The sequence below is a fragment of the Streptomyces sp. NPDC104226 genome (assembly GCF_055584085.1).
On sequence record NZ_JBVJMS010000001.1, the window covers coordinates 645,306 to 670,465 of the forward strand.

At 75.5% G+C, this 25,160-nt stretch carries 12 protein-coding genes; 2 read left to right on the top strand and 10 right to left on the bottom strand.

Translation table 11 applies throughout. From position 1 onward, the window contains the following. Positions 1 to 164 precede the first annotated feature (164 nt). A complete protein-coding gene (locus ACZ60J_RS02950; protein ID WP_469678479.1) occupies positions 165 to 551 on the top strand; it encodes a peptidoglycan-binding domain-containing protein in 387 nt (128 codons plus the stop codon). A 102-nt stretch (positions 552 to 653) separates the two neighbouring features. Here the strand turns inward: ACZ60J_RS02950 and ACZ60J_RS02955 are convergent, their stop codons facing one another. Continuing rightward, positions 654 to 2,687, bottom strand: coding sequence for a prolyl oligopeptidase family serine peptidase (locus ACZ60J_RS02955; protein WP_469678481.1), 2,034 nt, complete (start codon positions 2,685 to 2,687; stop codon positions 654 to 656). Between the two features lie 101 nt (positions 2,688 to 2,788). Between ACZ60J_RS02955 and ACZ60J_RS02960 the strand changes: the two genes are divergently transcribed. After that, the gene (locus ACZ60J_RS02960) at positions 2,789 to 4,084 is read left to right on the top strand and encodes an MFS transporter (RefSeq protein WP_469678483.1); all 1,296 of its coding nucleotides are present in this window, start codon (positions 2,789 to 2,791) and stop codon (positions 4,082 to 4,084) included. 10 nt (positions 4,085 to 4,094) lie between these two features. Here the strand turns inward: ACZ60J_RS02960 and ACZ60J_RS02965 are convergent, their stop codons facing one another. From ACZ60J_RS02965 to ACZ60J_RS03005, 9 genes are all read right to left on the bottom strand, one after another. Next, positions 4,095 to 5,372: an MFS transporter gene (locus ACZ60J_RS02965; RefSeq protein ID WP_469678485.1), complete on the bottom strand. Its 1,278-nt coding sequence runs from the start codon at positions 5,370 to 5,372 to the stop codon at positions 4,095 to 4,097. 9 nt (positions 5,373 to 5,381) lie between these two features. Beyond that, a complete protein-coding gene (locus tag ACZ60J_RS02970) occupies positions 5,382 to 6,707 on the bottom strand; it encodes an alkaline phosphatase family protein (RefSeq protein WP_469678487.1) in 1,326 nt (441 codons plus the stop codon). Positions 6,708 to 6,798: 91 nt separating this feature from the next. Next, on the bottom strand, positions 6,799 to 7,779 hold the full coding sequence (locus ACZ60J_RS02975) for a galactokinase (protein WP_469678489.1): 981 nt from the start codon (positions 7,777 to 7,779) through the stop codon (positions 6,799 to 6,801). Beyond that, the gene (locus tag ACZ60J_RS02980; protein ID WP_469678491.1) at positions 7,776 to 9,836 is read right to left on the bottom strand and encodes a methyltransferase domain-containing protein; all 2,061 of its coding nucleotides are present in this window, start codon (positions 9,834 to 9,836) and stop codon (positions 7,776 to 7,778) included. The genes ACZ60J_RS02975 and ACZ60J_RS02980 overlap by 4 nt, the downstream gene beginning before the upstream one ends. Then, positions 9,833 to 11,008 carry a glycosyltransferase gene (locus ACZ60J_RS02985; protein ID WP_469678493.1) on the bottom strand — a complete coding sequence of 392 codons (1,176 nt, stop codon included), beginning with the start codon at positions 11,006 to 11,008 and terminating at the stop codon, positions 9,833 to 9,835. Before ACZ60J_RS02985 ends, ACZ60J_RS02980 begins: the two co-directional genes overlap by 4 nt. Beyond that, entirely contained in the window at positions 11,005 to 11,853 is an 849-nt protein-coding gene (locus tag ACZ60J_RS02990; protein ID WP_469678495.1) for an alpha/beta fold hydrolase, read from the bottom strand. Before ACZ60J_RS02990 ends, ACZ60J_RS02985 begins: the two co-directional genes overlap by 4 nt. A gap of 7 nt (positions 11,854 to 11,860) precedes the next feature. Continuing rightward, positions 11,861 to 12,304 (bottom strand): hypothetical protein, encoded by a 444-nt coding sequence (locus ACZ60J_RS02995; RefSeq protein WP_469678497.1) that lies wholly within the window; start codon positions 12,302 to 12,304, stop codon positions 11,861 to 11,863. Next, a complete protein-coding gene (locus ACZ60J_RS03000; protein ID WP_469678499.1) occupies positions 12,294 to 17,144 on the bottom strand; it encodes a beta-ketoacyl synthase N-terminal-like domain-containing protein in 4,851 nt (1,616 codons plus the stop codon). The genes ACZ60J_RS02995 and ACZ60J_RS03000 overlap by 11 nt, the downstream gene beginning before the upstream one ends. Beyond that, the gene (locus ACZ60J_RS03005) at positions 17,137 to 25,023 is read right to left on the bottom strand and encodes an SDR family NAD(P)-dependent oxidoreductase (RefSeq protein WP_469678501.1); all 7,887 of its coding nucleotides are present in this window, start codon (positions 25,021 to 25,023) and stop codon (positions 17,137 to 17,139) included. The genes ACZ60J_RS03000 and ACZ60J_RS03005 overlap by 8 nt, the downstream gene beginning before the upstream one ends. Positions 25,024 to 25,160: the final 137 nt, after the last annotated feature.

Genomic DNA, 25,160 nt, shown 5'->3' on the forward strand with positions numbered 1-25,160 from the left:
CCCACGAAAGCGTCCCAGCGCGGGACGTCCCAGCAGGTCGGAGCGTGGGACGTCCCGCGCTGACCCCGGTCTCCGGGCTTCCTGGACACCGTCGATGTTGGCGCAGGAGAGTCGCTGCCAGCACCGGGCCGGATGCCCGGTCCTCGACAACGGAGGACAGCAGAATGAACCTTCGCAAGCAGATCATCGTGACCGTGGCCGCGACCGTCCTCGGCAGCGGACTCGCCTTCGGAGGCGCCGCCAACGCCGCCGGACCGGCGTCCGGGACCCTCTCGGGACAGGGCGTCGCCGCTCCCTGCAACTACTACCCGACCGGGACCACGCTCACCAAGACGGGGCAGACCGGCGACGCGGCGGTCAAGCGCATCAAGCAGGTGCAGTGCCTGATCAACTACAACACGAGCTACCCGACCTGGCTGGACGAGGACGGCAAGTTCGGTCAGAAGACCTACGACGCCGTGATCAAGGTGCAGCAGAAGGCCAAGATCTCGGACGACGGCGAGGTCGGCGTCAACACCTGGGGCAAGCTGCGCGCCGGCGTCTGGTGGTAGACCGCGGCCTGACGACGCGCGCCTGACGCGCGCCACCGCGCCCCGGCCGCGTTCTCCGAACGGTCCACGCATCCGTTCGGCGAGCGCGGCCGGTCCCCGGGTTCATCGCTTCGGGGTCAGCCGGTCCCACAGGAAGCTGTGGACCAGCGCCTCGTTGAAGGCGGTCTGCCCGTGGTCGGTGGCGCCGGCGTGGCCGCCGCCGAGGTGCTCGTGGAAGAGCACCGGATGCCCGAACTCCCGCAGCCGGGCCGCCATCTTGCGGGCGTGCCCGGGGTGGACGCGGTCGTCGCGGGTCGAGGTCAGCAGGAGGAGCGGGGGGTACGGGGGTCCCTCCGTCCGGACCTGGTGATACGGGGAGATCTCCGCCAGGTGGGGCCGGTCCGCCGGGTTGTCGGGATCTCCGTACTCGGCGATCCAGCTCGCTCCGGCGAGCAGCTTGTGGAAGCGCAGCATGTCCAGCAGCGGCACGTGGGCGACGACCGCTCCGAACAGTTCGGGGTCGCGGGTGAGCATCGCGCCCATGAGCAGTCCGCCGTTGCTGCCGCCTTCGATGCCGAGCCGGGCGGGGGTCGTGATGTCCCGGGCGATGAGGTCCCGGGCCACGGCGGCGAAGTCCTCGTAGGCCCGGACCCGGTTCGCGCCGAGCGCGGCCTTGTGCCAGTCCGGCCCGTACTCGTGGCCGCCCCGGATGCCCGCGACGACGTACGTTCCGCCGCGCTCCAGCCAGGCGCGGCCGGTCACGGCGCTGTAGCCCGGGACCATGGAGACCTCGAAGCCGCCGTAGCCGTAGAGCAGGGTGGGGCCGGGGCCGGTGCGGTCCTCGGGGCCGACGACGAAGTACGGGACCTGTGTGCCGTCCGCGGACGTCGCGAAGCACTGGCGGACGGCGAGCCCCTCGGTGTCGAAGAGCGCCGGGCCCTGCTTGACGGTCTCTTCGGCGCCGGCCGGGGCCGTACCCCGGTACAGGGTGGACGGCTGCAGGTGGCCCGAGACGTTCAGGAAGAACTCGTCGCTCACGTCCGGGTCGGTGCCGGTGACGGAGGCCGTGGACAGCGGCGGGAGCCCGGCCAGCGGGGCGCGGCTCCAGCCGTCGGGGCCCGGGCCGGGGGTCAGGATCTCCATCCGGGAGGAGACGTCGGCGCTGGTCGTGAGGATCAGGTGGTGGCGGGTCCAGCTCCAGCCGGCGAGGGCGGTGTGCCCGTCCGGGGCGAAGAGCACCGCCGGCTCCCGCTCCCCCGCCCGGAAGGCAGCGAAGTCGAAGGCGAGCAGGCTGCCCGCGTCGTGGCCGAGCCACGGGGACTTCGGGGCGACGATCAGCCACTCGCGGTGGACCGAGGCGCCCGCGTCGTCCGGTACGTCGATCTTCAGGGGTGCGCCGCCGGTCCCCTCCTCGGGCAGGAGGAACAGCTCCTGCTTCCAGAAGTCGATCTGCCGGTGGACGAAGTCCCGTTCGAAGCCGGGCGTGTCGTCGTGCCATCCGGAGGCGGACAGGTCCGAGGGCCGGCCCTCGTAGACTGTTTCCGCCTCTGCCAGGGGTGTGCCGCGCCGCCAGCGGCGCACCTGGAGGGGGTACCCGGACCCGGACATCGAGCCGGGGCCGAAGTCCGTCCCGATCCAAACCCGATCCCGGTCGATCCATCCGATCCGGGTCTTGGCCTCGGCGACCTCGAACCCGCCCTCGACGAACTCCAGCGTCTCCAGGTCGAACTCGCGCACCACGCAGGCGTCCGCGCCGTCCCTCGACAGCATGACCAGGGCGTGGCGGTGCTCGGGCGCCAGGACGGCGCTGCCCGCCCAGGCCCACTTCTCCCCCTCGGCCTCGGCCAGGGCGTCCAGGTCCAGGACGGGCTCCCAGTCGGGCCGTTCCTTGCGGTACTCCTCCAGCGTGGTGCGGCGCCACAGGCCGCGCACGTGGTCGGCGTCCTGCCAGAAGTTGTAGAGGTGCCGCCCCCGGCGGCGGGTGTAGGGGATCCTGCCGTCGTCGTCGAGGACCTCGCGGACCGACGACTCCAGCACCTTGAAGGCGGGGTCCTGCGCCAGCGCGGCCACGGTCTCGGCGTTGCGCTCGCGGACCCAGTCGAGGGCGGCCTCGCCGGATACGTCTTCGAGCCAGAGGTAGGGGTCTGCATCACTCATCCGCCGATTGTGCAGGATCGGCCCGCGTGCTTCCGACCACGCGGGCCCGGGGCGGAAAATCCGTTGCCCCCGGGCGGGCCGGGCACCGACGATGGGCCCTCGTGAGCACCTCCCGTTTCGCCTCCGTACTGCCCGACCTGTCCCCGCTGCGGTCCAGCCCCGATTTCCGGCTGCTGTTCTACCAGGGCACGGTCACCTTCTTCGGCTCGTTCATGGCGATGATCGCCCTCCCGCTGCAGATCAAGCACCTGACGGACTCGCCGCTCGCGGTCGGCGCGATGGGCGCGGTGGAGCTTCTCCCGCTGGTGGTGTTCGGCCTCTACGGGGGCGCCCTCGCGGACGCCGTGGACCGGCGGCGGCTGATCCTGCTGACCGAGGCCGGACTCGGGGTGCTCGCCCTGGTGCTCCTGGTGAACTCTGCCCTGCCGGACCCGATGCTGTGGCCGCTGTACGTGGTCGCGGCGTGCGTATCGGCGCTGACCGGTCTGCAGCGGCCGGCCATGGACTCGCTGATGGCACGGATCGTGCCGCACGACCAGCTGACCGCCGCGGCCGCGCTGAACGGGCTGCGCTACCAGTTCGGCGCCATCGCCGGTCCCGCGGTGGCCGGCCTGGTCGTCGCGTACGCCGGGTACGCGTCCGCGTACGCGGTCACCGTCACGGGATTCCTCGTATCGGTGCTGCTGTGCCTGCGGCTGCGCCCGGCTCCGCCCGCACGGGACGCCGAGCGGCCCTCCCTGCGGGGGATCGCCGAGGGGGCCCGGTACGCCTGGAGCCGGCCCGTGCTGCTCGGCACGTACGCCGTGGACCTGGCGGCGATGCTCTTCGCCTTCCCTAACGCCATCTTCCCGTTCCTCGCGGACGAGCTCGACGCGGTGTGGGCGCTGGGTCTGATGTACGCGGCGGGCGCGGTGGGGTCCCTGCTGCTGGGGCTGACCAGCGGCTGGGCCTCCCGGGTACGCCGGCACGGGCTGCTCGTGGTCTGCGGGGCGGGGGTGTGGGGACTGGCCATCGCGGCCGCGGGCTGGTCGGGGAACATCTGGCTGGTGCTGCTGTGCCTCGCGGTGGCCGGCGCGGGCGACATGCTCAGCGGGCTGGGGCGCGCCACCATCTGGAACCAGACGATCCCCGAGGAACTGCGGGGCCGGCTCGCGGGCATCGAGGTGCTCTCGTACACCGTCGGCCCGCAGCTGGGCCAGGTCCGCGCGGGCACGATGGCCGGCTGGACCGGCACCCGTTCGGCCTTCTGGAGCGGCGGACTCGCCTGCGTGGCCTCGGTGGCGCTCCTGGCCGCCCTGCTGCCGAAGCTGATCTCCTACGACGCGGACACCGACGAGGACGCCCTGCGGCAGCGGGCCGCGAAGGAGCTGCCGCAGCCGAGCGGAGCGACCGCCTGACCCTGCGGCCTCACCCTTCGGGTGGTTGCTCCGCCTGAGCGGAGGCGGCCGGGCTCCTGGTGGCCGGGCTCTTCGTGGCCAGGGCCGTGGCGGTCAGGGCCAGCAGCAGTCCGCCGCCGGCCGCGGCCAGTGCCGGGCCCGGTCCCCACAGGGTCCAGGCGGCGCCGAAGAGCAGGGAACCCGCGAACCGCGCCAGGGCCTGCGCCGTCTGGAGCACCGCCAGCCCGGTGGTGCGCAGCCCGGGCGGCAGCAGCGGCCCGGCGGCGGCCATCAGCACCCCGTCGGTGGCCGCGTAGAACAGGCCGAGCAGGCCCAGGACCCCGAGCGCGAGCGCGGGGCCGGGCGGTACCGGGGCCAAGAGCACGAGACAGGCGCCGAGCAGCAGCCCGTGGCCGCCGAGGAAGACCCGGTGGCGGCCCAGCCGGTCGGCGAGCCGCCCCACGGGCACGGCGGCCAGCAGGAACACGGCCGCGGTGCCGACCGGCAGCAGCGGGAACCAGGCCGTGGGCAGGTCCAGGCGGCGCTGGAGCAGGAGGTAGAGGAAGGCGTCGCCGACGGTGAACAGGCCGAGCACGGCGGCGGTCACGCAGGGCCGCCGCAGGCCCGGGATCCGCAGGAGGCTCCGGACCGGAGGTGTACCGGCCGCCGGTGCGGGCGCGGGGCTCTCCCGTACGAACAGGGCCAGGACCAGTACTCCCAAGACCGCGAGGCAGCAGCTCACGGTGAAGACGGCCTCGTACCCGTCCACCGCCACCCACAGCACGCCGAAGGCGGCCAGCGGTCCCAGCAGGGCTCCGGCCGTGTCCAGCGCGCGGTGCACCCCGAAGGCCCGGCCCTGCTCCCCCGGCGGGCAGGACAGCGAGATCAGCGCATCGCGCGGGGCGGTGCGCAGTCCCTTGCCGGTCCGGTCTGCGGCGAGCACCGCCGCCACCGACCAGGGGGTGGTGACCGCGAGCAGGGCCGCCTTGCAGGCGGCGGAGATCGCGTAGCCGGTGCCGGCGACGAGCTTGCGGCGCTGCGTGCGGTCCGAGACCCGTCCGCCCAGGAGGCGCAGCAGCGCGGTGGCGCCCTGGCCCAGCCCGTCCAGGGCGCCGAAGGCGAGCGGGGACATCCCCAGTCCGGCCACCAGGTACAGCGGCAGGACGGCGGTGACCATCTCGGCGGAGACGTCCGTGACCAGGCTGACCATGCCGAGGGCGAGCACCGTGCCGGGGACGGCCCGCAGGGGGCCCTTCGGAGCCGGAGGGCCTGCGGCGATGTCCGCCGCACGGCTGGTCGACAGGTACACGGGTGTCTCCTAGAACCAGGTGAGGGTGAGGGGGAAGGTGGTGGTGGCGGTGGTCGGGGTGGTGTCGGTGGCGGTGGCGGTGATCTGGAGGGTTCCGGTGGCCCAGGGTTTGCCGGTGATGCGGCCGGTGTTGGCGTCGAGGGTCAGGCCCCAGGGGAGTCCGGTGGCGGTGTAGCGGACGGGGGGTTTCGCGCCGGTGGTGGTGAGCTGGATGGTGCAGTTCTGGTTGAACTTGCAGCTCTGCGGGCCCGGGTTGACCAGCTTCAGCGCGGACGAGGTCGGAGTGGGCGTGGGAGTCGGAGTGGGAGACGTGGTGGACGTCGGGGTCGGGGTGGGTGTCGGGGTGGGTGTCGGGGTCGGGGTGGGTGTCGGGGTGGGTGTCGGGGTCGTCGAGCCGAACACCTCGGTGATCGGCTGGACGTTGGCGGCGTTCCCGGCGTGCGTCGCCGTGCCGAACAGGTCCTCGAAGGTGCGCAACAAGTGGTGGTGGTTGAAGGGGGTGGCGTAGGTGCCCGTCTTGACGTTCGCGCCGTAGAAGACGGTGGCGATCTGGTTGGAGCCGAGGTAGTTGTCCTCGTCCCAGGTCAGCACCAGCAGGCTGTTGTTGGCCTTCGCCCACTGCGCGTAGGCGTCGATGTTGTTCTTCGTCCAGGTGTCACCCGTACCGACCGGGCAGGAGTGCATGTCGTTGCACTGGTCGGGGACGACGAACGACAGGTTCGGCAGCGCCGCGAAGTTGTTCTGCGGGAACTGCGCCCAGGTCTTGCCGGTGTTGAGCGGCACGTTCTTGAAGGCGAACCACGGATTGTGCTTCTGGGCGTACTGGCCGTTGGCGCAGGCCGTGGAACCCTCGCTCGGCAGCCCCTCGTTGTACGTCGCGAAGGTCTTGCCGGCCGCGATGACCTCCTGGCCGAGGTTGGCCGCGGTCATCGACTGCGGGGTGTAGCAGCCGTCCCCGGTGATGCCCTGGGTGGCGCCGGAGAAGAGGTTGAAGTAGTTCGGCTGGCTGGGGTGGGTCAGCGCCTTCATGCCGGTCAGGCTCGCGCCGCCGGCCGCGAGCTGGTTGATGTACGGGGCGTTGGCGCTGCCCATGATCTCGCCGTACTGCTTGTTCTCGTACACGACGACGACCACGTGGTCGTAGGAGGGCAGGGCGGCCGCGGTGGAAGATGACGCGGAACGACTCTCTGCCGCTTGGGAGTTGGCGATGGTGAAGGCGCCCAGCAGGCCCAGCGCGCCGAGGCCTGCGACCAGGGCGGACCGGTGGATGCGGTGTCTCGCGCGGGCGGTCGCGCTCGCGGTCGCCGTCGTCGGCGACGGGGGACGGAGGGGCATGGGTGGTTCCTCCTCGTGGTGAGTGGTGTGGAGCTCGGTGTGAGGGGCCTGTGCGGGGCCGGGTGTCGGGGGCCCGGCTCGGGGCCTGGGGTCACGCCTCGCGGCGGGCCGCGCCGGCGACGGTGATGTTCAGGAAGCGGGGTACGGGCAGCGCCCGGTCGCGGAACTCCCCCGCGACCGCCGCCCTCACCTCCGTCAGCCGGGCCTCGGGCAGCAGGACCAGGACGCTCCGCCCCGGCCGCCGGCCGGGCGGCCAGGCGCTCAGGGCCCCGGCCCGGCGGGCGCACCCTACGGCCCGGGCCAGTTCGGCCGTACGGTCCTGCGTGCCGCCGGGGTCCGGCCGGAGGGCCAGGAGCACCAGGCGGGACCCCGACCCGGCCGGGTCGAAGAGCACGTGCCGCTGCCGGTGCCGCCGGGGCTCCGGCCCGGCCGGGCGGTGGCCGAGCAGCAGGGCTCTGCCCGGCCGGGCGAAGAGCGCGCCCCGGCGCAGGGCGTCGTCGCCGTCCGGTAGTGCCTCCGCCATCAGCCGGGCCAGCAGGACCCGGTCCGGGTCCTCGCCCGCCGGTGTGTGGACGTCGGCCACCGCGAGCGCCACCGCGCAGTAGGCGGCCTCCTCCGTGGCCAGCCCGGCGGCCTGCGTGAGGGAGCCCTGCACGTGGAGGTCGGTCCCGCCCCGGCCGTAGCCGGCCCGGGCCAGCGCGCGCAGCAGCGCGTACGGCCGGGCGGCCCAGGCCGGGGTCGCGGGCGGCGGTCCGGACAGGGTCAGCGGCAGGTCGCAGCCGTCCGCCGGGTGGGCCAGGGAGCTGAGCCGGACCAGGCCGTCGGTGCGGGGTGCCGCCGCGGCCGCCACCGGCCAGCCGGCTGCCGCGACGAGGCCCGGGGAGCCGAGGTGGAAGGTGTACGGGGCGCTCCACACGGCGGCCGGGGGCCGGCCGTGCGCGGCCTCCAGGGCGTAGGCGACCAGGCGGAACAGCGGATCGGCGGTGGTCCGCCGGGCGAGGTCGCCTCCGGAAGGTGCCGCGGTTCCGGTCCCGGCGGTGCCGACGGGGCCGGCGGGGCCGGGGGCGGTCATCGGGCGTCCTTGCGGGCCAGCATCCGGTAGGCGTTGCCGCCGTCCGTGCGGCGGGCCGTGGCGGTGCGCAGCCCGTCGAGGACGGCCGCGGCGGCGAAGCAGGGCAGCGAGGCCAGCCGTACGGCGCCGGTGAGGGCGCGTCGGCCGGCGGCGGCCGGGGGTCCCCAGGGGCGGTCCGGGTCGGGGGCCAGCCGGGTCGCGGTCAGGGCCACCGCGCCGAAGAAGTCGTTGCCCTGGTGGGCGGCCCCGTGTTCCTCGGCGAGGACGGTGAAGCCCCGGTCGGCGAGCGCTTCGCGCAGGTTCGCGGAGGGGATCAGGTGCTGGTGCTGCGGCTGGAACCAGGGCAGCCAGGCCGGGCCGAGCAGTCGGGCCATCCGGGACTCGGGGTCGGGGAGTTCGATGGTGAGGTAGCCGCCGGGGGCGAGGACGGCGGCCGCCGTGTCCAGTTCCGCGAGCGGATCCCGGGTGTGCTCCAGGTAGTGGTACATGCTGACGACCTCGTACTGGCCCGCCAGTTTCACCGCGAACTCCGGGAACTGGCCCTGGTATCCGGTCTCCACCCAGCCGCGCCGCTCGGCCTCGCGGACCCCGTCGCCCATGTCCAGCCCGTCGAAGCGGGTGTCGGGCCAGACGGCGCGGGCCGCGTTGCAGAAGTGGCCGTGGCCGGTACCGACGTCGAGCCAGGACACCGGATCGGTGTGGGGGCGGAGCATCTCGGCGCGGCCCCGGTAGGCGGCGCCGAGCCGGCCGAAGACGGTGGCGGCGCCCTCGCCGCCGCGGCCGTCGTAGAAGTCGCGGTAGTAGAACTCCAGCCCCTCCGGGGACAGTCGGGGGTTCTGGAAGACGTGCCCGCAGGCTCCGCACTGCTCCAGGGTGAAGCGGCCGGGCTTGCCCTGGAGCAGGTCGGGCACCCGGACCCGCACGGTCAGGTTTCCGGAGCCGCACCACGGGCAGTCCGGTCGGCGCGGTTCGAAGAACCGGTCGGTCCCGGCGGCCAGGTCGGACCGGTACGCGCGGACGGCCTCGGCGCGGGCCGACTCGGCCCGGTGCGCCGCGGCCAGCAGCGACTCGGCCCGGACCGCTTCCGCCCGGACCACCTCCGCCCGCACCCCGTCGGCCCTGATCCCCTCGGCCGGGATCCCGGTCCGGTCCGCGTCCTGCGCGGCGGCCGGGTCGTTCATCGGGGCGGCGACCCCGGGGCGCGGCGTACGGGTCGTGGCGGCGGCCGTGCGCACGGCCGAGCCGAAGGAGCGTACGGGCCGGGCCACCGTGGCCCGGGCGAGGTCACCGGGGCGCAGGGGCGCGCCGGACCGGCCGAGGGCCAGGTAGGGCTGGATCCAGTACAGCCCCGCCGCTGCGGCCCCCCACCGGCCCTGGCGTACGGCGGCGCCGCCCAGCAGGGCCAGGCCGGCGAGCTGGGCGGCGGCGAGCGCCCCGGGCGGCAGGCCTTGGGCGCGCAGTTCGGCCGCCCGCGCCGGTCCGCCCGTGTCGGCGACCGGTCCGCAGCTCAGCGCGGGCGCGATGGCCAGTCCCGTGGCATCGGCGGCGTACTCCTTCACGTGCCGGATGACGGCCATGAGTTCCGCCGGAGTGGCCTCCGGTCCCGGCAGCTCCACCCCGGCCCGGGCGAGCACCTCCTCGGCGACGAGCACGGCGAAACCGGCCCCGCGCCCCTCGCCGAGCCGGTCCTGCCGGTAGCCGGCCGGGTCGACCAGGCGCAGCAGGCCGAGCACCCGCTCGGTGGGCAGGTCCCCGGGCAGCAGGTCCAGGACCCTCAGCCCCTCCCGGTCGGCGTGCGCGCAGGCGGCGAGGAAGGTGGCCGCGTCGGGCTCGACGCCGCCGGCGGTGAGCAGCCGCCAGCCGGCGGCGCGGGGCACCCCGGCGTCCGCGGAGGCGGTCATGGGCAGCACCGGCACCGCCCGCAGGCGGCGGGCCGTCCGTACCGTGCCCGCGCCGAGGGCGGCGAGCAGGAGGACGGAGGTCCACCGGACGCCGGACAGCAGCGGGGGCCCGGTGCGGCGGATCCGGGCGGGGGACGGGAGCGGGGAGCGCGTCACAGGAGTTCCTCCAACCGGTCGGCCGCGGCGGCGGCCCCGCCGGCCGCGGCGAATGAGGCCTGGATCCGCCGGGCACCCCGGCGGTGGCCGGGGTCGTCCAGGACGGCCGTCAGGGCGTCGCGCAGTTCCTCGGCCCCGGTCCGGCCGAACCGCACCCGCACCCCGGCCCCGGCCGCCACGACCTGCCGGGCGACGATCGGCTGGTCGTCCCGGATCGGGGCGACCACCAGCGGCAGGCCGTGCGCGAGCGCCTCGCAGACGGTGTTGTGGCCCCCGTGGCAGACGACGGCGTCCAGGTGGCGCAGGAGCTCCAGCTGCGGGACGCTGTCGCGCAGCAGTACGTTCCCGGGGACCGCACCGACCAGAGAGGCGGGGGCCGCCAGCACCAACTGGACGTCCTTGCCCAGTCGTTCGGCTGCGCCCAGTACGGCACCGTAGAAGCGGCCCCCGGCTTCCTGGTTGAGGGTGCCGAGCGAGACCAGTACGCGTCGCCGTTCCGGGTCCAGCCGCTCCCAGGGGAAGCGGGGGGCGGGCGGGCGGGCCCCGAAGGCCGGGCCGACGAAGGCGTAGTGCGGTGGGAAGTCCTGCTCCTCTCCGACCAGTTCGCGGCTGGAGAAGACCAGGACCAGTCGCTCCGAGAACCGTGGATCCCACGGCTCCGCGGCCGGCTCGGGACCTCCCCCGCAGTCCGCCAGCAGTCCGGCGATCTGCGCGGCGACCCACTCCCCGACCTTGGGGAAGTCCGCGAAGGGCTGGGTGAGTTCCGCCGAGGTGCTGGCGGAGGTCACCCAGGGCACCCCGAGCCGCCGTGCGGCCACCGGTCCGGCCAGGGCCTGCTGGTCGGCGACCAGCACGTCCGGGCGGAAGGCCCCGATCGCCCGGACCACGCCCGGGAGCATGGCCCTGGCCAGCGGGACGAGCGCCTCCTCCCAGAGGAACCGCAGCGCCCCGACCCCGCGCAGGTCGCGCCAGCGGGCGTGCAGCAGGGCGTAGTCGCCGCCCGCTTCTGCGCCCGCAGAGAAGATCCGGGCGTGCTCGGGCAGCAGCCGGGACAGCTCTCCCGGCGGACCGGTCCAGGCGACCTCGTGCCCGCGGGCGGCCAGTTCGGCGCCGACCGCGACGGTCGGGTTGATGTGGCCCGCGAGCGGCGGCACCGTGAAGAGCACCTTCATCGGACCAGTGCTCCCGCCGTGGCCGAAGCCGCCGCCGTGGCCGCGGCCGTGGCGTCGAGGTGGGCGAGTACGGCCGCGCGCAGCGCTCCGCTGCTCTCCTTCAGCACGTCGTGCCCGAGGCCCGGCAGGATCTCGACGGCGGTGACGTGCGGGGCGTACCGGGCCAGTTCCCGGGCGCCCGGGACGAGTTCGGAGTGCTCGCCGCAGACGATCAGGACGGGGCAGCGCAGTCCGGCGTAGTCGGCCGGGGTGAAGGTGCGGCTCTCCGCGATGTCGTCGATGAGGGTGGTGCGGTTGAGCAGGTCGTCGGCGATGGCCGTGAGGTTGGCCGCCTTGCGCAGGCGCAGCGTGAGCAGTTCGGCGGGTACCGCGCTGTCCTCCAGGCCGAGCGCCGCTGCCGACAGGGTGTCGACCATGTTGTCCACCCAGGCCCCGCTGAGCGGGGGTTCGAGCAGGGTGAGACCGGCGACCAGGTCGGGTCGGGCCAGGGCTGCGTGCAGCGCCAGGGTTCCGCCGTAGCTGTTGCCGACGAGGTGGACCGGGCGGTGCCCGAGGCCGAGGGCGCCGAGCAGGGCGAAGAGGTCCCGTACGGCGGTGCGGCTGTCGTAGCCGGTGGCCGGCCGCTCGGTGCGGCCGTGGCCGCGCAGATCGTAGAGGACCACCTCGTGCCCGGCCCGGGCCACCGGCACGGCGAGGGGGCAGTAGAAGGAGGAGAGGTTGTCGACGACCAGCCCGTGCAGGAACACCACCACGGGGCGGTCCAAGGCGTCGGGGGCGTCCGCGTGCGCGGCGGCCGGCAGCTGCTGGACGTGGAAGCGGACGGTGCCCGCGGGTACGAAGGCCATGGCGCGGTCAGCCGTCCGATCCGGTCGCGGCGGCTCCCGCCGAGGCACGGCTGAGGGGGGTGTGGGCGGGGCTCGTGTGGGTGGGGCTCGTGTGGGTGGGGCTCGTGTGGGTGGGGCTCGTGTGGGTGGGGCTCGTGTGGGTGGGGCTCGTGTGGGTGCGGGAGGTATGAGTGAGGGAGGCGTGGGTGATCCGGCCGATGTGGGTGACGAGTTCGCCCACGGACATGGCGAGGATGCCGTCCATGTCCTTCTCGGACAGGAAGCCCATCAGGTCGACGCCGGCGCCGTAGCGGTGGTGGAGGAGTTCGGCGAGGGCGACGAACTCGATGCTCTCCAGGGCGAGGTCCTCGTTGAACGTCGTCTTCATCGTGACCTCGTCCGCGAGGAGGTGCTCGTCACCGACGATCTCCACGAGCATGCCGGTGATCTCGGCGAGGATGTCAGCTGCCATGACTGGTCTCCGTGAGGTGGAAGGGGACGGGGGACGGGGTCGCCGGCCGGTCGGTCCAGGCGACGACGTGGCCGGGGTGGTCCGGGTGGTCTGGATGGTCTGGGCGGCCAGGGGGGTCGGGGTGGTCTGGGCGGCCAGGGGGGTCGGGGTGGGTGAGTGGCGGGTCCGCGAGCAGGGTGGTACGGACCGGGTACGGGTGCCCGTCCGGGGCGAGCACGAGCAGGGCGCCGGAGTCCGGGTCGCCGGTGGTCCGCCATTCCCGCGGGCGGCCTCCGAGTCCGGTCCCGGCGGCCTTGGCGGCCGCCTCCTTGGCGCACCACAGGGCGGTGAGCGCGGCCGGCAGTCCGGTGCCCTCCCGGGCCGCCAGCCGCTCGGCGAGGGCGAGTTCGCCCGGTGCCAGGGCGATGCGGATGAGCGCGTCCGGGTCGGTGGTCACCGGCTCCACGTCGATGCCGACCGGGAGGCCCGGGTGGGCGAGGGCTACGGCGATCCGGTCCTTGTGGGCGATCGACAGCCGGACTCCCCCGGCCAGGGGTCCCCCGGCGAGGGGCCGCCCGGCGAGGTCGTTGCCGATCGGCACCTCGGCCGGGAAGACCGGTCCGGCTCCGCCGTCCCAGAGCAGGTGGCGCAGCGCGTCCTTGGCGGCGATCCGGCCGAGCAGCCAGGGCGCCCGGGCGCGCGGCGCGAGCCGCTCGTAGGCCGCGCGCTCGGCGGCGCCGAGGTAGCGGCGCATGACCAGCTCCTGCGAGGCGGGGTCGGTCCAGCGGCGCCGGGCCAGGCACCAGCCTTCGGGGCGGGGTTCTCCGATGCCGCAGACCTCCGGGGTGAACTTCATCGGCCAGACGCGCTCGTCGGCGCCGAAGCGGCGGTACGTCCAGCCGTCGATCCGGGCCCAGACCCGGCCGTCTGCCCGCTGGAGCTCGATGTCGCCGCGCACGGTGACATCGCGGACCTCGCGGATCCGGGCCGTGGCCCCGACGAGCTCGTACGGGGCGGGCGGCGGCCCCGAGAAGCGGATCCCGTCCACGGTGGCCGGGAACACCAGCCGGTCCACGGGGAGCTTCAGCTGCATCCAGTGCCCGAAGAGCTGCCCGGCGGCGTCGAGCAGTGCCCCCGGGTCGGGAAGTGCCCGCAGCACGCCGTGGATGCCGTCCGCGGCGACGGCCCGCACCTCGTGCACCCCGGCGAAGCGGGGGCCGTGGAACATCCACCGGTCCCGGTAGAGGGCCTCGGCGCTGACCGGGGCCAGCCTGGGTTCGCGCAGCGGGGTGGTGTCGGGGCCGGGCAGGGCCCCGTACCCCTCGCCGAGCAGCACGGACACGTCGGCGTACTCCCCGAGGGTGACGCGCACGCGGCCCGGACCGGCGGGCCGTACGGTGACCTCCACGTCGAGGGCCGGCTCCACGGGGAGCCAGCGCAGGGCGCGTACGCGTTCGTAGCCGATGACGGCCAGCCCCGGCGGCGCGTACCGCAGTGCGGCTTCGGCCGCCAGCTCCAGCGTGGTCGTCATGGGGACGACGGGGAACCGGTCGGAGTCCTCCGGCCAGTCCTCGGGCTGCAGGTAGACGCAGTGGTCCCGTACGTAGGGCAGTGCGGCGAGGGAGAGGCGCAGGGTGTGGCTCCCGGCCGGGGCGCCGGGGCGGGGGGCGCGCTGGGGTGTGCCCTGCGGCGCGGTGTGCGTCTCGGCCGGCGCTTCGGCGGGGGCCGCGTCCAGGGCGGACAGCAGGACCGGCCGGGGGCCCGCACCCACCGAGGGGCGCGGGGCCGGGGCGGGCGGGGCGACAGGGGCCGAGGGGCCGGAGGCCGCCGGGGCCGGTGGGGTGGCGGGGGTAGGTGGTTGGGGGGTGGCCTGGGAGAGGAGCGGGGTGAGGGTGGTGCGGGCGGAGTCGCCGAGGTGGACCAGTGGGGAGCCCAGGTCCAGGAGGATGCTGCGCCCGGCCGCCGGCGCTGTCCGGTCGGGGCCTCCCGACGCGTCCGGCGCACGGGCTGTCCGGTTGAGGTCTCCCGACGCGTCCGCCGCATGCGCGGTCCGGTCGGATCCGCCTGGCGCGTCCGGGGTCAGCCGGTCCCAGCGGGGCGTGTGCCCTTCGGTCCACAGGGCGGCGCAGGTGCGCCGGAGGGCGGCGAGCCCGGTGAGCCGGGGCGATGAGGCCGCCACCGCGAGGTGGGGGCGGTCGCGCAGGGTGTCCTCGACGAAGCCCGGGAGGCTTCCCGGGCCCAGCGTGACGAAGCCGCGGACGCCCGCGTCCTCGTACAGCCGGAGCGTCAGCTCGCGGAACCGGACCGGCTCCAGCAGGTGGCGGACCACGAGCTCGCGCACCGCCTCGGGCTCCGGAGGGAACGGCGCGCAGGTGGTGGCCGACCACACGGGCAACGTGCCGGGCTGGAGCGGCAGTCGGGCGAAGGCGGCACGGACCTGCCCGAGGTAGGGCTCCCACATGGGGGTGTGGAAGCCGGAGCGGAAGGGGAGTTCCTGGCCGAGCACGCCGTCGGCCTTCAACCGTTCCAGGACCGTGGCCACTTCGGCGCGATCTCCGCAGACCACCGACTGGTGGGGGCAGTTGTCGTGGCTGACCACCACCCCGTCCAGTCCGTGCAGCGCGGCCTCCGCCCGGCGGATCCCGCATCCCAGCGCCGCGTAGACCAGGTCCGGCACCTTCACGGATCCGGGTCGCAGCGAGTCCAGGAAGGTGTCGGCCGCGTCCTGCCGGTACATCCCGGAGGTCACCATCGCCGCCCACTCCCCCAGGCTGTGACCCGCCAGGACCTCGGCCCGGATGCCGACTTCGGGCAGGGCCCGGGCGAGGAAGCGGCCCGTCGCGATGGCGTCCAGGGCCCGCTCCGTCAGCTCCTCGCCCTTGGTCAGCCGGGGCCGCTCCAGCCCGAGCCGGTCCGCCACGTCGTCCAGCGCCGGGGCGAACTCCGGCTCCAGGCCCGGGAACAGGAACGCCAGCCGGCCGCCCATCGGCTCGGGCGTGAACCACACCTCGCCGCGCCCCCGCCAGGCCCGGCCGCGCGCCACGACCTTCGCGGCCAGCGCGAGCCGCTGGGGCGTGGGGCCGACGACCGCGAGCCGGCAGGGCCCGTCGCCGCCGGACACCGGGGAACCGGACGCCAGCCGGTCCGCCAGCTCCGCGGTGCCGGAGGCCGCCAGCAACAGCACCTCCTCCCGCGCGGGCGCCCCCACCGGCGCGGGCTGGTCGCCCAGGGGCAGGAACCTGCGTACGGGCACGGGCGCCGGCCGGGCGGCAGCCGGCCGCGCGGGCGCCGTCCGCTTCGGGGACGCTGTGCGGGCCGCGGCGCCGGGAGCCTCCTCCAGCACCACGTGGGCGTTGATGCCGCCGAAGCCGAACGCGTTCACCCCGGCGCGGCGCGGCGCCGGCCCACGTTCCCACGGAACGGCCGCCGTCACCGGCCGCATCCGGGTCCGGGCCAGGCCGGGGTGCGGGTCCTCCAGGTGCAGGGTGGGCGGCAGTACTCCTTCGTACACCGCGAGTGCGGCCTTGATCAGCCCGGCCATGCCGGAGGCCTGCATGGTGTGGCCGAGCATGGACTTCACCGAGCCGAAGCCGATCGCGCTCCCGGCGGCCAGGCCGGCGCCCAGATCGACGGCCCCGGCCCCGCCGTCCAGGGGCTTGCCGAACACCTGGGCCAGGGTGTCCAGTTCGGCGGCATCACCCACCGGGGTCCCGGTCCCGTGCGCCTCCAGCAGTCCCAGCGCGCCGGGCGCCCGCGGATCGAGACCGGCCTCTCGCCAGGCCCGTTCCAGTGCCCGCACCTGGCCCGCGACGAGCGGGCTCATCAGGCTCGCCGCCTTGCCGTCCCCGGCCACTCCGGTGCCGCGGATCACGGCGTAGATCCGGTCGCCGTCGCGCTCCGCGTCGGCCAGCCGCTTCAGCAGCACCACTCCGGTGCCCTCGGACAGCAGGGTTCCGTCGGCGCGCCGGTCGAAGGGCCGGATCCGCTCGCTGGGGCTCAGGGCGCGCAGCTGCGTGAAGACGCTCCACAGGGTGGCGATGTGGCAGTGGTGCACGGCCCCGGCGACCACCACGTCGCAGCGCCCGCCGGCGAGCAGCCCCACGGCCTGGTCGACCGCCAGCAGGGAGGACGCACAGGCCGCGTCCAGGGTGTAGGCCGGTCCGTGGAAGTCGAGCCGGTTGGCGGTCCGGGCGGCCGTGAAGCTCGGTACGAGTCCGATCGACGCGTCGGGCCGTTCGGGACCCAGGGCCTCCTGGAAGGCGGAGCGCACCTCGGCGATCCGCCGCTCGTCGAGCTCGGGCGCGAGTTCGCGCAGGGTGTGCGCCAACTGGTGTGCGGTGCGTACACGTTGGTCCAGCCGGGCGGTGGCCACCCCCATGAACCCGCCGCGCCCCAGCACGATGCCGATCCGCGAGCGGTCGACCGGGAGGCGGCTTTCACCCCCCGCGTCGGCGATGGCCTCGGCCGTGGCCTGCAGGGCGAGCATCTGGTCCGGTTCGGCTCCTTCCACGGTGGCCGGCATGATGCCGAACCGGGTCGGATCGAAGGCGGCGAGCCCGTCAACGAAGCCCCCGCGCCGGCAGTAGAACCGGTCGCCGGAGACGGGTCCGGTGGCGCCGTCCGGGTCGTAGTACACCTCGGGATCCCACCGCCCGGGCGGGACCTCGCCTATGCAGTCCGTGCCGGCCAGGAGGTTGCGGCGGTACGCGGAGAGGTCGGCGGCTCCCGGGAACACGGCGCCCATCCCGACGATGGCCGCATCGGTGGGCCGCGGGCCGCGGTGATGGCGTCGCCGGTTCTGGCCCTGCGGCCGGCCCTGGCTCTGGCCCTGCGCCTGGTCCCGTCGACGGCGGTCAGTCACGCCACTCACTCCCCTCGCACCCCTCGCGCCCCTCGGCCGCCATCAGGACCACCTGTACGTCGGTCCCGTGCGCGAGTTCGGCGAGGAACGCCGCGCCGCCCTCGTCCGGGGCGATGAGCGGAATGCCGCGGCGGGTGTACGCGCGGGCCAGTTCGGGGCTGACCATCCCGCCCGCCTCTGCGGCCCAGGGACCCCAGTCGACGGACAGCACCCGGCCCGGGAAGTTCTCCGCCCAGAGGTGCGCGAGGCCGTCGAGGGCGTCGTTGGCGGCGGCGTAGTCGGTCTGACCCCGGTTTCCGTACACTCCCGCCACGCTCCCGAACAGGGCGAGGAACCGGGGTGCGGGCACCGAGCCGTGCTCGGCCGCCGCGGCGGCCAGGTGGCGGGCGCCGGCCACCTTCGTGGTGAACACCTCGGCGAAGGAGGCCGGTTGCTTGTCGCGGAGCAGTCCGTCGCTCAGCGTCCCGGCTCCGTGGACGATCCCGTCGAGCCGGCCGTGGCGGGCTCGCACGGCGGCCACGACCGCCCGTACCGCCTGTTCGTCCGTGACGTCCGCGCAGTGGTAGCCGACGGACGCGGCCACGGTCGCGAGGGCGGCCAGGGTGGCCCGTACCTCGCGCTCGGCGAGGATCCGCGAGGCCGCGGCCTCGATCTCCGCGGGGGTGCGCAGGCCGGTGGCGATCAATGCGGCGCGCAGGGCGACCCGGTCGGTGGCGTGCCCGAACTCATCCGCCTCGGCGGCCGGTTGCGGGGTACGGCCCATGAGTTCTACGTGGCATCCGGTGGCGGCGGCCAGGGCCAGGGCGGTCCGTGCGGTGATTCCGCGGGCCCCGCCGCTGAGCAGGACCACCGAGCCCGCGTCGAGGGGCGGTGTCCCGTCTCCGGGGAGGAGCGGTGCGGGGACCGGCCGGGGGGTGACCCGTAGGCCGTCGGCCGTGTAGACGACGGAGGCGAGCACCTCCACGGGCGGGGTGCCGGCGGCGGGATCAACGGGATCAGCGGGATCGGCGGGCTCGCAGCTCAGCTCGGCGAGGAGCTGCGCCGCGATCCGCTCGGGGTCCTCCTTGGCATGGACCTCCACGGCGCGGATCAGCCGGCCGGGGTATTCGAGGGAGGCGCTGCGGGCGAAGCCGTGCACGCCCGCTCCGGCGGACTCGCCCCGGGCGGTGACCAGGAGGAGCCGCCGCACACCGCCGTTGAGAGCGCGTTGCAGCCCGGGAAAGGCCTCGGGCAGGACGGGCACCGCGCCAGGCCGCAGGGCGGACAGGTCGAGGACGGCATCGAACCCGGCGTCGGCTTCTGCAAGGTGGCGTACGTCCGCGCCCCGGGCACGGAGGGCGCCTGCGACCGCGGTCCCGACCCCCTGGCCGTCTCCGGGGTCGCCGACGACCCCGATCCGCAGACCCCGCAGGACCTCCGGGTCCCCCGGGGCCGGCGGCAGCGCCTGCAGGTCCACCCGGAGGCGGTCGAGCGCGGGCGGGGCCGTTTCCGTGGCCACCGCTTCGCCGGCGGGGGCCTCGGGGCGGGCGGTGTGGCCGGAGAGCCAGTCCACGATGCCGCGCAGGGTCTTGATCCGGGACAGCTCCTCGATCGCGGACTCGGCGGAGCCGCCAGGGTCCTGGGGCAGACCGATCCGGTCGGCCAGGGCGCCGATGATCTCGACCCGCTTGATTGAGTCGATGGACAGGTCCGCCTCCAGGTCCAGCTCGGGATCGAGCATGTCCCGCGGGTACCCGGTCCGGGTATGGACGATCTCCACGATCACGTCCATCACCTCCTCGGAGGAACGCGGCCCCTCAGGCCCCGCGTCCCCGGTCCGAACGCCGTCCGGCACCGCTTCGCTGCCCGCCCCAACCCCCTGGGCAGCTCCCCCGGGGTACCCGGAGCCCGGGAACGCTTCACCGGGCACCCCGCCGCCCGGGGCCGCTCCCCCGCCGTGGGCGGCGGAGCGGGAGGTGTTGGCGCCTCCGGTCAGGACGCCTTCGGCAGCCGTCGGCCACGGGTGGGCAGCCCCGGCGCCGGCGCCGGGATCCGCACCCGCCGTGGCCCCGGGCCAGGCGCCGTCGACGCCCCTCGGCAGGCCTTGACCGTCCGGCCGGGGCTCGGTCCAGAAGGCAGCCGGAGCTGTGCTTCGGGGCAGCCCCGTGGCGTCACCCGCGCTCTGCGGTCCCTCATGGCCCTGGGTGGCACCGTAGGCGGAGGGTTGGATCGCAAGGGGCGGGCCGGTGGCGGCGCGGTACTCCGGCAGGGCCGGGTCGGATCCGGGCCAGGGCGGTGCCGCCGAGGCCAGGTAGCCGATCATCACGTCCCGCTGCGCCTGTACGAGTTCGCGCGAGCCCCGGAGGTACTCCAGGACCGCCTCCTCACGGCGGTCGGCCGGAGCGGGGGCGGCGTGCGCGGCCTCGTGACCGGCGCGGGCTCCCGCCCACGCGGGCGGGCCCGGCAGCGGCTCAAGTCCCGTGCCGGGGAGGCCGTTCGCAGTGCGGAGTGGTCGGGCGTCCCCACCGCGCCCGACCGAACCGGCCAGCGGCCCACCGCTCCCGGGGAAGGCCGCCGCCCCCTCGGCCGGCGCGGCCCCGGCCCGGCCGTTGAGCGCGCCCACAGGGCCGCCCGTCGAGTCCCGCACCGGACCGGAACCCACGCCGGGCCCCCCGCCCGGCCACCGGTGCCCACCCCAGGAAGGACCGACGCCGCCCGGCTCCGCGAGCCCGTCGCCCGCACCCGGCTGCCAAGGCCCGCCCGCGCCCGGGGCGGCGCCGTGGCCGTTGCTCGCGAAGCGGCCGTTCTCGTATCCGGCGGCCAGGGCCCCCTCCCGGCCGGGACTCCCCGCCGGATTCCCTTCGCCGGATCCCCCCGCCACCCACGGCGCCACGGGCACCCCGTGCACGGCGGCCCCCGGGCCGGCAAGCCCCTGGGCCGGTTCGGTGCCGTTCATCGACTGTGTCATCTGGTGGGCTCCCTTTCCTTCGGATACCGCGAGGTGGACCCGGCGGGCCGGGCGGAGGCCGCCGGGGACGGGGTGGCCGTCCCGGGTGCGGACCAGGTGGCCGTCGACCAGCCAGCCCGGGCGGCGCGGAGCACGCTCGGGGAGCCGGCGGGTGCGGCCGCGGAACAGGGCGTCCGGCGCCACCGGCACGCCCGCCGCGGCCAGTTCCGCCAGCGCCGTGACCAGGCGTAACAGCCCGTGCTCGCCCGGTACGTCCAGCGGCACCACGGTGTGCGGCCGGTCGTGCAGGATGCGGCCGACCAGGCCGGACAGCACGCGGCCCGGCCCGGCTTCCACGAAGGTCCGTACTCCGGCCGCGTACATGTGCTCCACCTGCTCCACGAACCGGACCGGCTCGGCAACCTGACGGGCCACCAGGTCCCGTACCGCATCGACGGGGGCCGGGTACGGGCCGGCCGTCGTGTTCGACCAGACCGGGACGGCCGCGTCGGCCAGCTCCGTCGCGGCGAGTTCCTCGGCCAGGGCCGTGGCCGCCCCCGCCACGACCTCGCTGTGGAAGGCGCAGGCGACGGGGAGCGGGGACGCCGACAGTCCCGCGTCCCGCAGGGCGGCCATCGCCTCGGCCACGGCGCCGTCCGGCCCCGAAATCACGCACTGGAGGGGTGCGTTGTGGTTCGCGATCACGCATCCGGCCCGCGCGGCGATCTCCCGCACTTCTTCCGGCGCGGCCGCCACCGCCGCCATAGAGCCCGGATCCGTCCCGGCGGCCGCGAGGATGGCTTCGGCGCGGCGCGCGCTCAGCCGGAGCAGGCTCTCCTGGTCCCACACCCCCGCCGCCCACAGTGCGGTGAGCTCTCCGTACGAGTGCCCGGCCACGCAGTCCGGACGTACGCCCAGCTCCCCCAGCAGGAGGTGCGCTGCCGAGCCGGCCAGCCCGAGGGCCGGCTGGGCGATCCGGGTGTCGGTGACCGCGGCCCGCTGGGCGGTCCGCCCCTGCGCGGTGAAGGCCGCCGGGGGGAACATCGCGGAGACCACGGCGCTCGGTGCCGCGTCGAGAAGTTCCCGCAACCAGGGGAAGCCGGTGAACAACTCACCCAGCATTGAGGGGCGTTGACTTCCCTGGCCCGGGAAGAGGAAGGCCACCTGCCCGGGCTCCGCCGATTCCTCCCGTACGTGGACGCCCTCGCCCGGGGTGAAGGCCCGCGCCCGCTCCAGCCGGGCGGCGAGCCCGTCCAGGTCGGCGGCGACGACCGCGACCCGTACCGTGCCGGTTCCGGCCGCCGCCTCGGCCGCGAGGTCCCGCAGCGCCCACGGGCGCCCGGCCGCGTCGTTCTCCTCCAGCCGTGCCGCCAGCCGGGCCATCGCCCGACCCGCGGCACGCCGGTCCTCGCCGCGGAAGCAGAACAGTTCGGCCGGCCATTCCTCCTGTCCGTGGCGGGACTCCTCGGCCCCCGCGTAACCGGTCAGCACGGCGTGGTAGTTGGTGCCGCCGAAGCCGAAGGCGCTCACGCCGGCGATCCGCCGCTCGGCGGGCACCGCCCACGGCCGGGCCCCGGTGGCGAAGGTGAAGGGGCTACTCTCCGCGTTCCAGACGGGGACCGGGGTGTCGAGGTGCAGTGTGGGCGGCCGTACGCCCGAGTGGACCGCCCGGGCCGCCTTGATCAGTCCGGCCAGCCCGGCCGCACATTTGGTGTGCCCGATCTGCGATTTCACCGACCCCAGCGCGCAGGCCCCGGGAGCGGCGCCCGCCTCGGTGAACAGGGCGGTCAGCACGGACAGTTCGGTGGTGTCGCCGACCACGGTGCCGGTGCCGTGCGCCTCGATCAGGCCGACCTCGGCGGGGCTGATCCCGGCCCGGGCGTAGGCCCGGTCCAGGGCCCTGCGCTGCCCTTCGGGCCTGGGTGCGGTCAGGCCGAGGGAGCGTCCGTCGCTGGCGGCTCCGACCGCCTTGATGACGGCGTACACCCGGTCTCCGTCCCGCTCCGCGTCCGCGAGCCGCTTCAGCACCAGCGCGCCCACCCCCTCCCCGAGGGCGATTCCGTCGGCGGCCGCGTCGAAGGGACGGCAGCGGCCCGCCGGGGACAGCGCGCGGACGGAGGAGAACAGCAGGTAGTCGTTGATGCCGTTGTGCACGTCGGCGCCGCCGCACAGCACCATGTCGCTGTCCTTGTCGCGCAGTTGGCGACAGGCGAGGTCGAGTGCGGCCAGCGAGGAGGCGCATGCGGCGTCGACGGTGCAGTTCGCGCCGCCGAGGTCCAGCCGGTTGGCGACCCGGCCCGCGATGACGTTGGCGAGCACCCCGGGGAAGGAGTCCTCGGTGAGCCGCGGGAGCTGTTCGTCCAGTTCGGGAGGGAGCTCGCCCAGGTATCCGGGGTACAGGGCGCGGAGCCCGTAGGCGCCCGCCAGCTCGGTGCCGGCCTCCGCCCCGAACACGACCGAGGTCCGGGACCGGTCGAACTCCCGGTCCTTGCCGTACCCGGCGTCCGCCAGGGCCCGCGCCGAGATCTCCAGCGCGAGCAGTTGTACGGGCTCGATCCCGGCCAGCGAGGCCGGCGGGATGCCGTGCGCGAGGGCGTCGAAGGGCATCGGGCCGAGGAAGCCGCCCCAGCGGGACGGGGTGCGTTCCCCGGCCCGTGCGGGGTCGGGATCGAAGTGGAGTCCGGGGTCCCAGCGTTCGGCGGGGACCTCGGTCACGGCGTCGCTGCCGTCCAGGATCCGCGCCCAGTAGGCGGCGAGGTCCGGTGCGCCGGGGTAGGCGCAGGCCATGCCGACGACGGCGACGTCCAGCGGATCGGCCCGCGGGAGGCCCCAGGCTCCGTCCGTCGCGGCGGCCCGATCGTCCTCGGGCTGCCGGCCGGCGAGTTCCCGGGCCCGCCGGTCGAGCAACTCCGATGCACCTTCGGTGACTTCGGTGTGCAGGGTGGTGACCGTGGTGGTTCCGGAGCGCAGGGTGGCGGCCTGCCCGAGCATGAACAGCCCCTCGGAGCCCTGCTGCTCCTCGTCCACGGACTCCAGTCCGTCGCCCTCGGCCCCGCGGCGCAGTCCCTTGCTGGCGATCCGGAGCCTTCCCAGGTTGAGCCGCTCCAGCTCCTCCCACACCTCGCGCGGCTCGGCGCCGCCCTCCGCGAGCCGCTGCCGGGTGGCCTCGAAGGTGTCCGCGTAGGGGGTGACCGCGCAGCGGGTGGCGTGTCCGGGTGCGGTGTGCAGCAGCACGGTGTCCGCGCACTCCAGCGCCGCCCGCTGGAAGCGGGGAAGGACCGCGCCCGCCGCCACCGCCTCCTCGGTGAACAGGTAGGCGGTGCCCATGAGCACCCCGACGCGCGCACCCCGTTCGGCCAGCGGGGCCGCCGCGGTGGCGGCCATCGCCGCGGAGCGGGCGTCGTGGATCCCGCCGGCGAACAGCACGTCCAGCGCTGCCGGTTCGGGGCAGCCGAGCAGCAGCTCGATCTGTTCCTCCCACAGCGGGAAGGAGGTGCGCGGCCCGACATGACCCCCGCATTCCAGCCCCTCGAACACGAACCGCCGTGCCCCGTCGGCGAGATAGCGCTCCAGCAGGCCCGGCGAGGGCACGTGCAGATGGGTCCGGGTCCCGGCGGCCTCCAGCGGGGCCGCCTGTCCCGGGGTGCCGCCCGCGATGATCGCGTACGGCGGACGCACTTCGGCCACTGCTTCGAGCTGCTCGGCCCGCAGCTCTGCCGGGGCGAAGCCGAGCAGGCCCACGCCCCAGGGCCGCTCGCCGAGCCGTTCGGCGGTCTCGGCGAGGAGCCGGCGCACCTGCGGCCCTTCCATGACCGCGAGTGCCAGGTAGGGGACCCCGCCCCCGGCGGCCACCGCTTCGGCGAAGGCCGCCTGGTCGCTGACCCGGGTCATCGGCCCCTGCGCCACCGGGAGCGGTCGCCCCGGGCCGTGGCTGCCCCCCAGCGGCCGGACCCGTACGACGGCCGCCAGGTGCCCCGCGACGGCCGACCGGATGGCCTGCAGGATGCCTCCGGTGGTCCGGTGGCGGGCGGCGAGCCGCGCTGCCGAGGCCCCGTCCTGCCCGACCGGGAGCAGCTGCGTGCGCAGGTCCCGGGCCCCGAGCAGGGTGGCGACCGGTCCCTGCGGCGGGGTCAGGCCGGGGCGGGCGTACACCCGGTGGCCCCCGAGCAGCCTGGTCTCGGAGCCGTCCATGGCCCTTACGGCCGCGGCCACTTCGGCGGGCAGCCCGGCTTCCCCCTCGGGCGTGAGGGCCAGTTGTACGTCGACCAGCACTCCGGCGGCTCCGCCCGCGACGGCCGCGGCCGCGGTGTGCGGGCCGATCCCGCCGAAGGCCCGTACGGGCAGCCCCGACGGGGGCTCTGCGAGCAGCTGCTGCAGGAGCACGAAGGTGGTGGTCCCGCCCACCCGGCCGCCCGCCTCGTGCCCCTTGGCCACGAGAGCCTCCACCCCGGCGGCCGCCGCGGCCCTGCCCTCGCCCGGATCGGTGATCTCGGCCCACACCCGGGGCCGTCCGGCGGCGGCCGCCCAGCCGGCCACCCCGTCCGGGGTGTGCTGTGCGGGGTCGGCGAGCAGCACGGTGTCCACCTCGGCCGGCAGCTCCCCGGGCGCGACGGGGCAGCCCGCGGGCACCCGTACCCCGTAGCGGCCGGCTCCGAGGCGTCGGGCGATCTCGGCCATGGCGTGCCGCGCGGACCCGGCGTCCCGGCCGAGGTCGAGCAGGCCCAAGGCGCCGGCGCGCTCGGCGGCGGTGACGATCCGCGGGTTGGGCTCCTCGAACGGGCTGACCGCGACGACCAGGTCACGGTCGCCGACGCGGAGCCGCGCGGGCTGCCGGGCCGAAGCCTGCGGCTCGGGCGGCTCCGCGCACGACGGCTCGCTCCGTTCCACCGGCCGGGACGGCCGGGGCGGAAGGGCGGACGAGGGCTGGGGGGACGGCTCGGGCTGGGGGGACACGGACGCTCCTCTTCCAGTGCTGTGTGACATGGCGCAGTGCGGGGCGGAAGACGGGGGGAGGCGACAGCAGGTGTGCGGGAAGGACGGCGGACGAGGCGTCCTCCCGCCGGGGATCCGAGGCGGGCGATCCGCGAAAC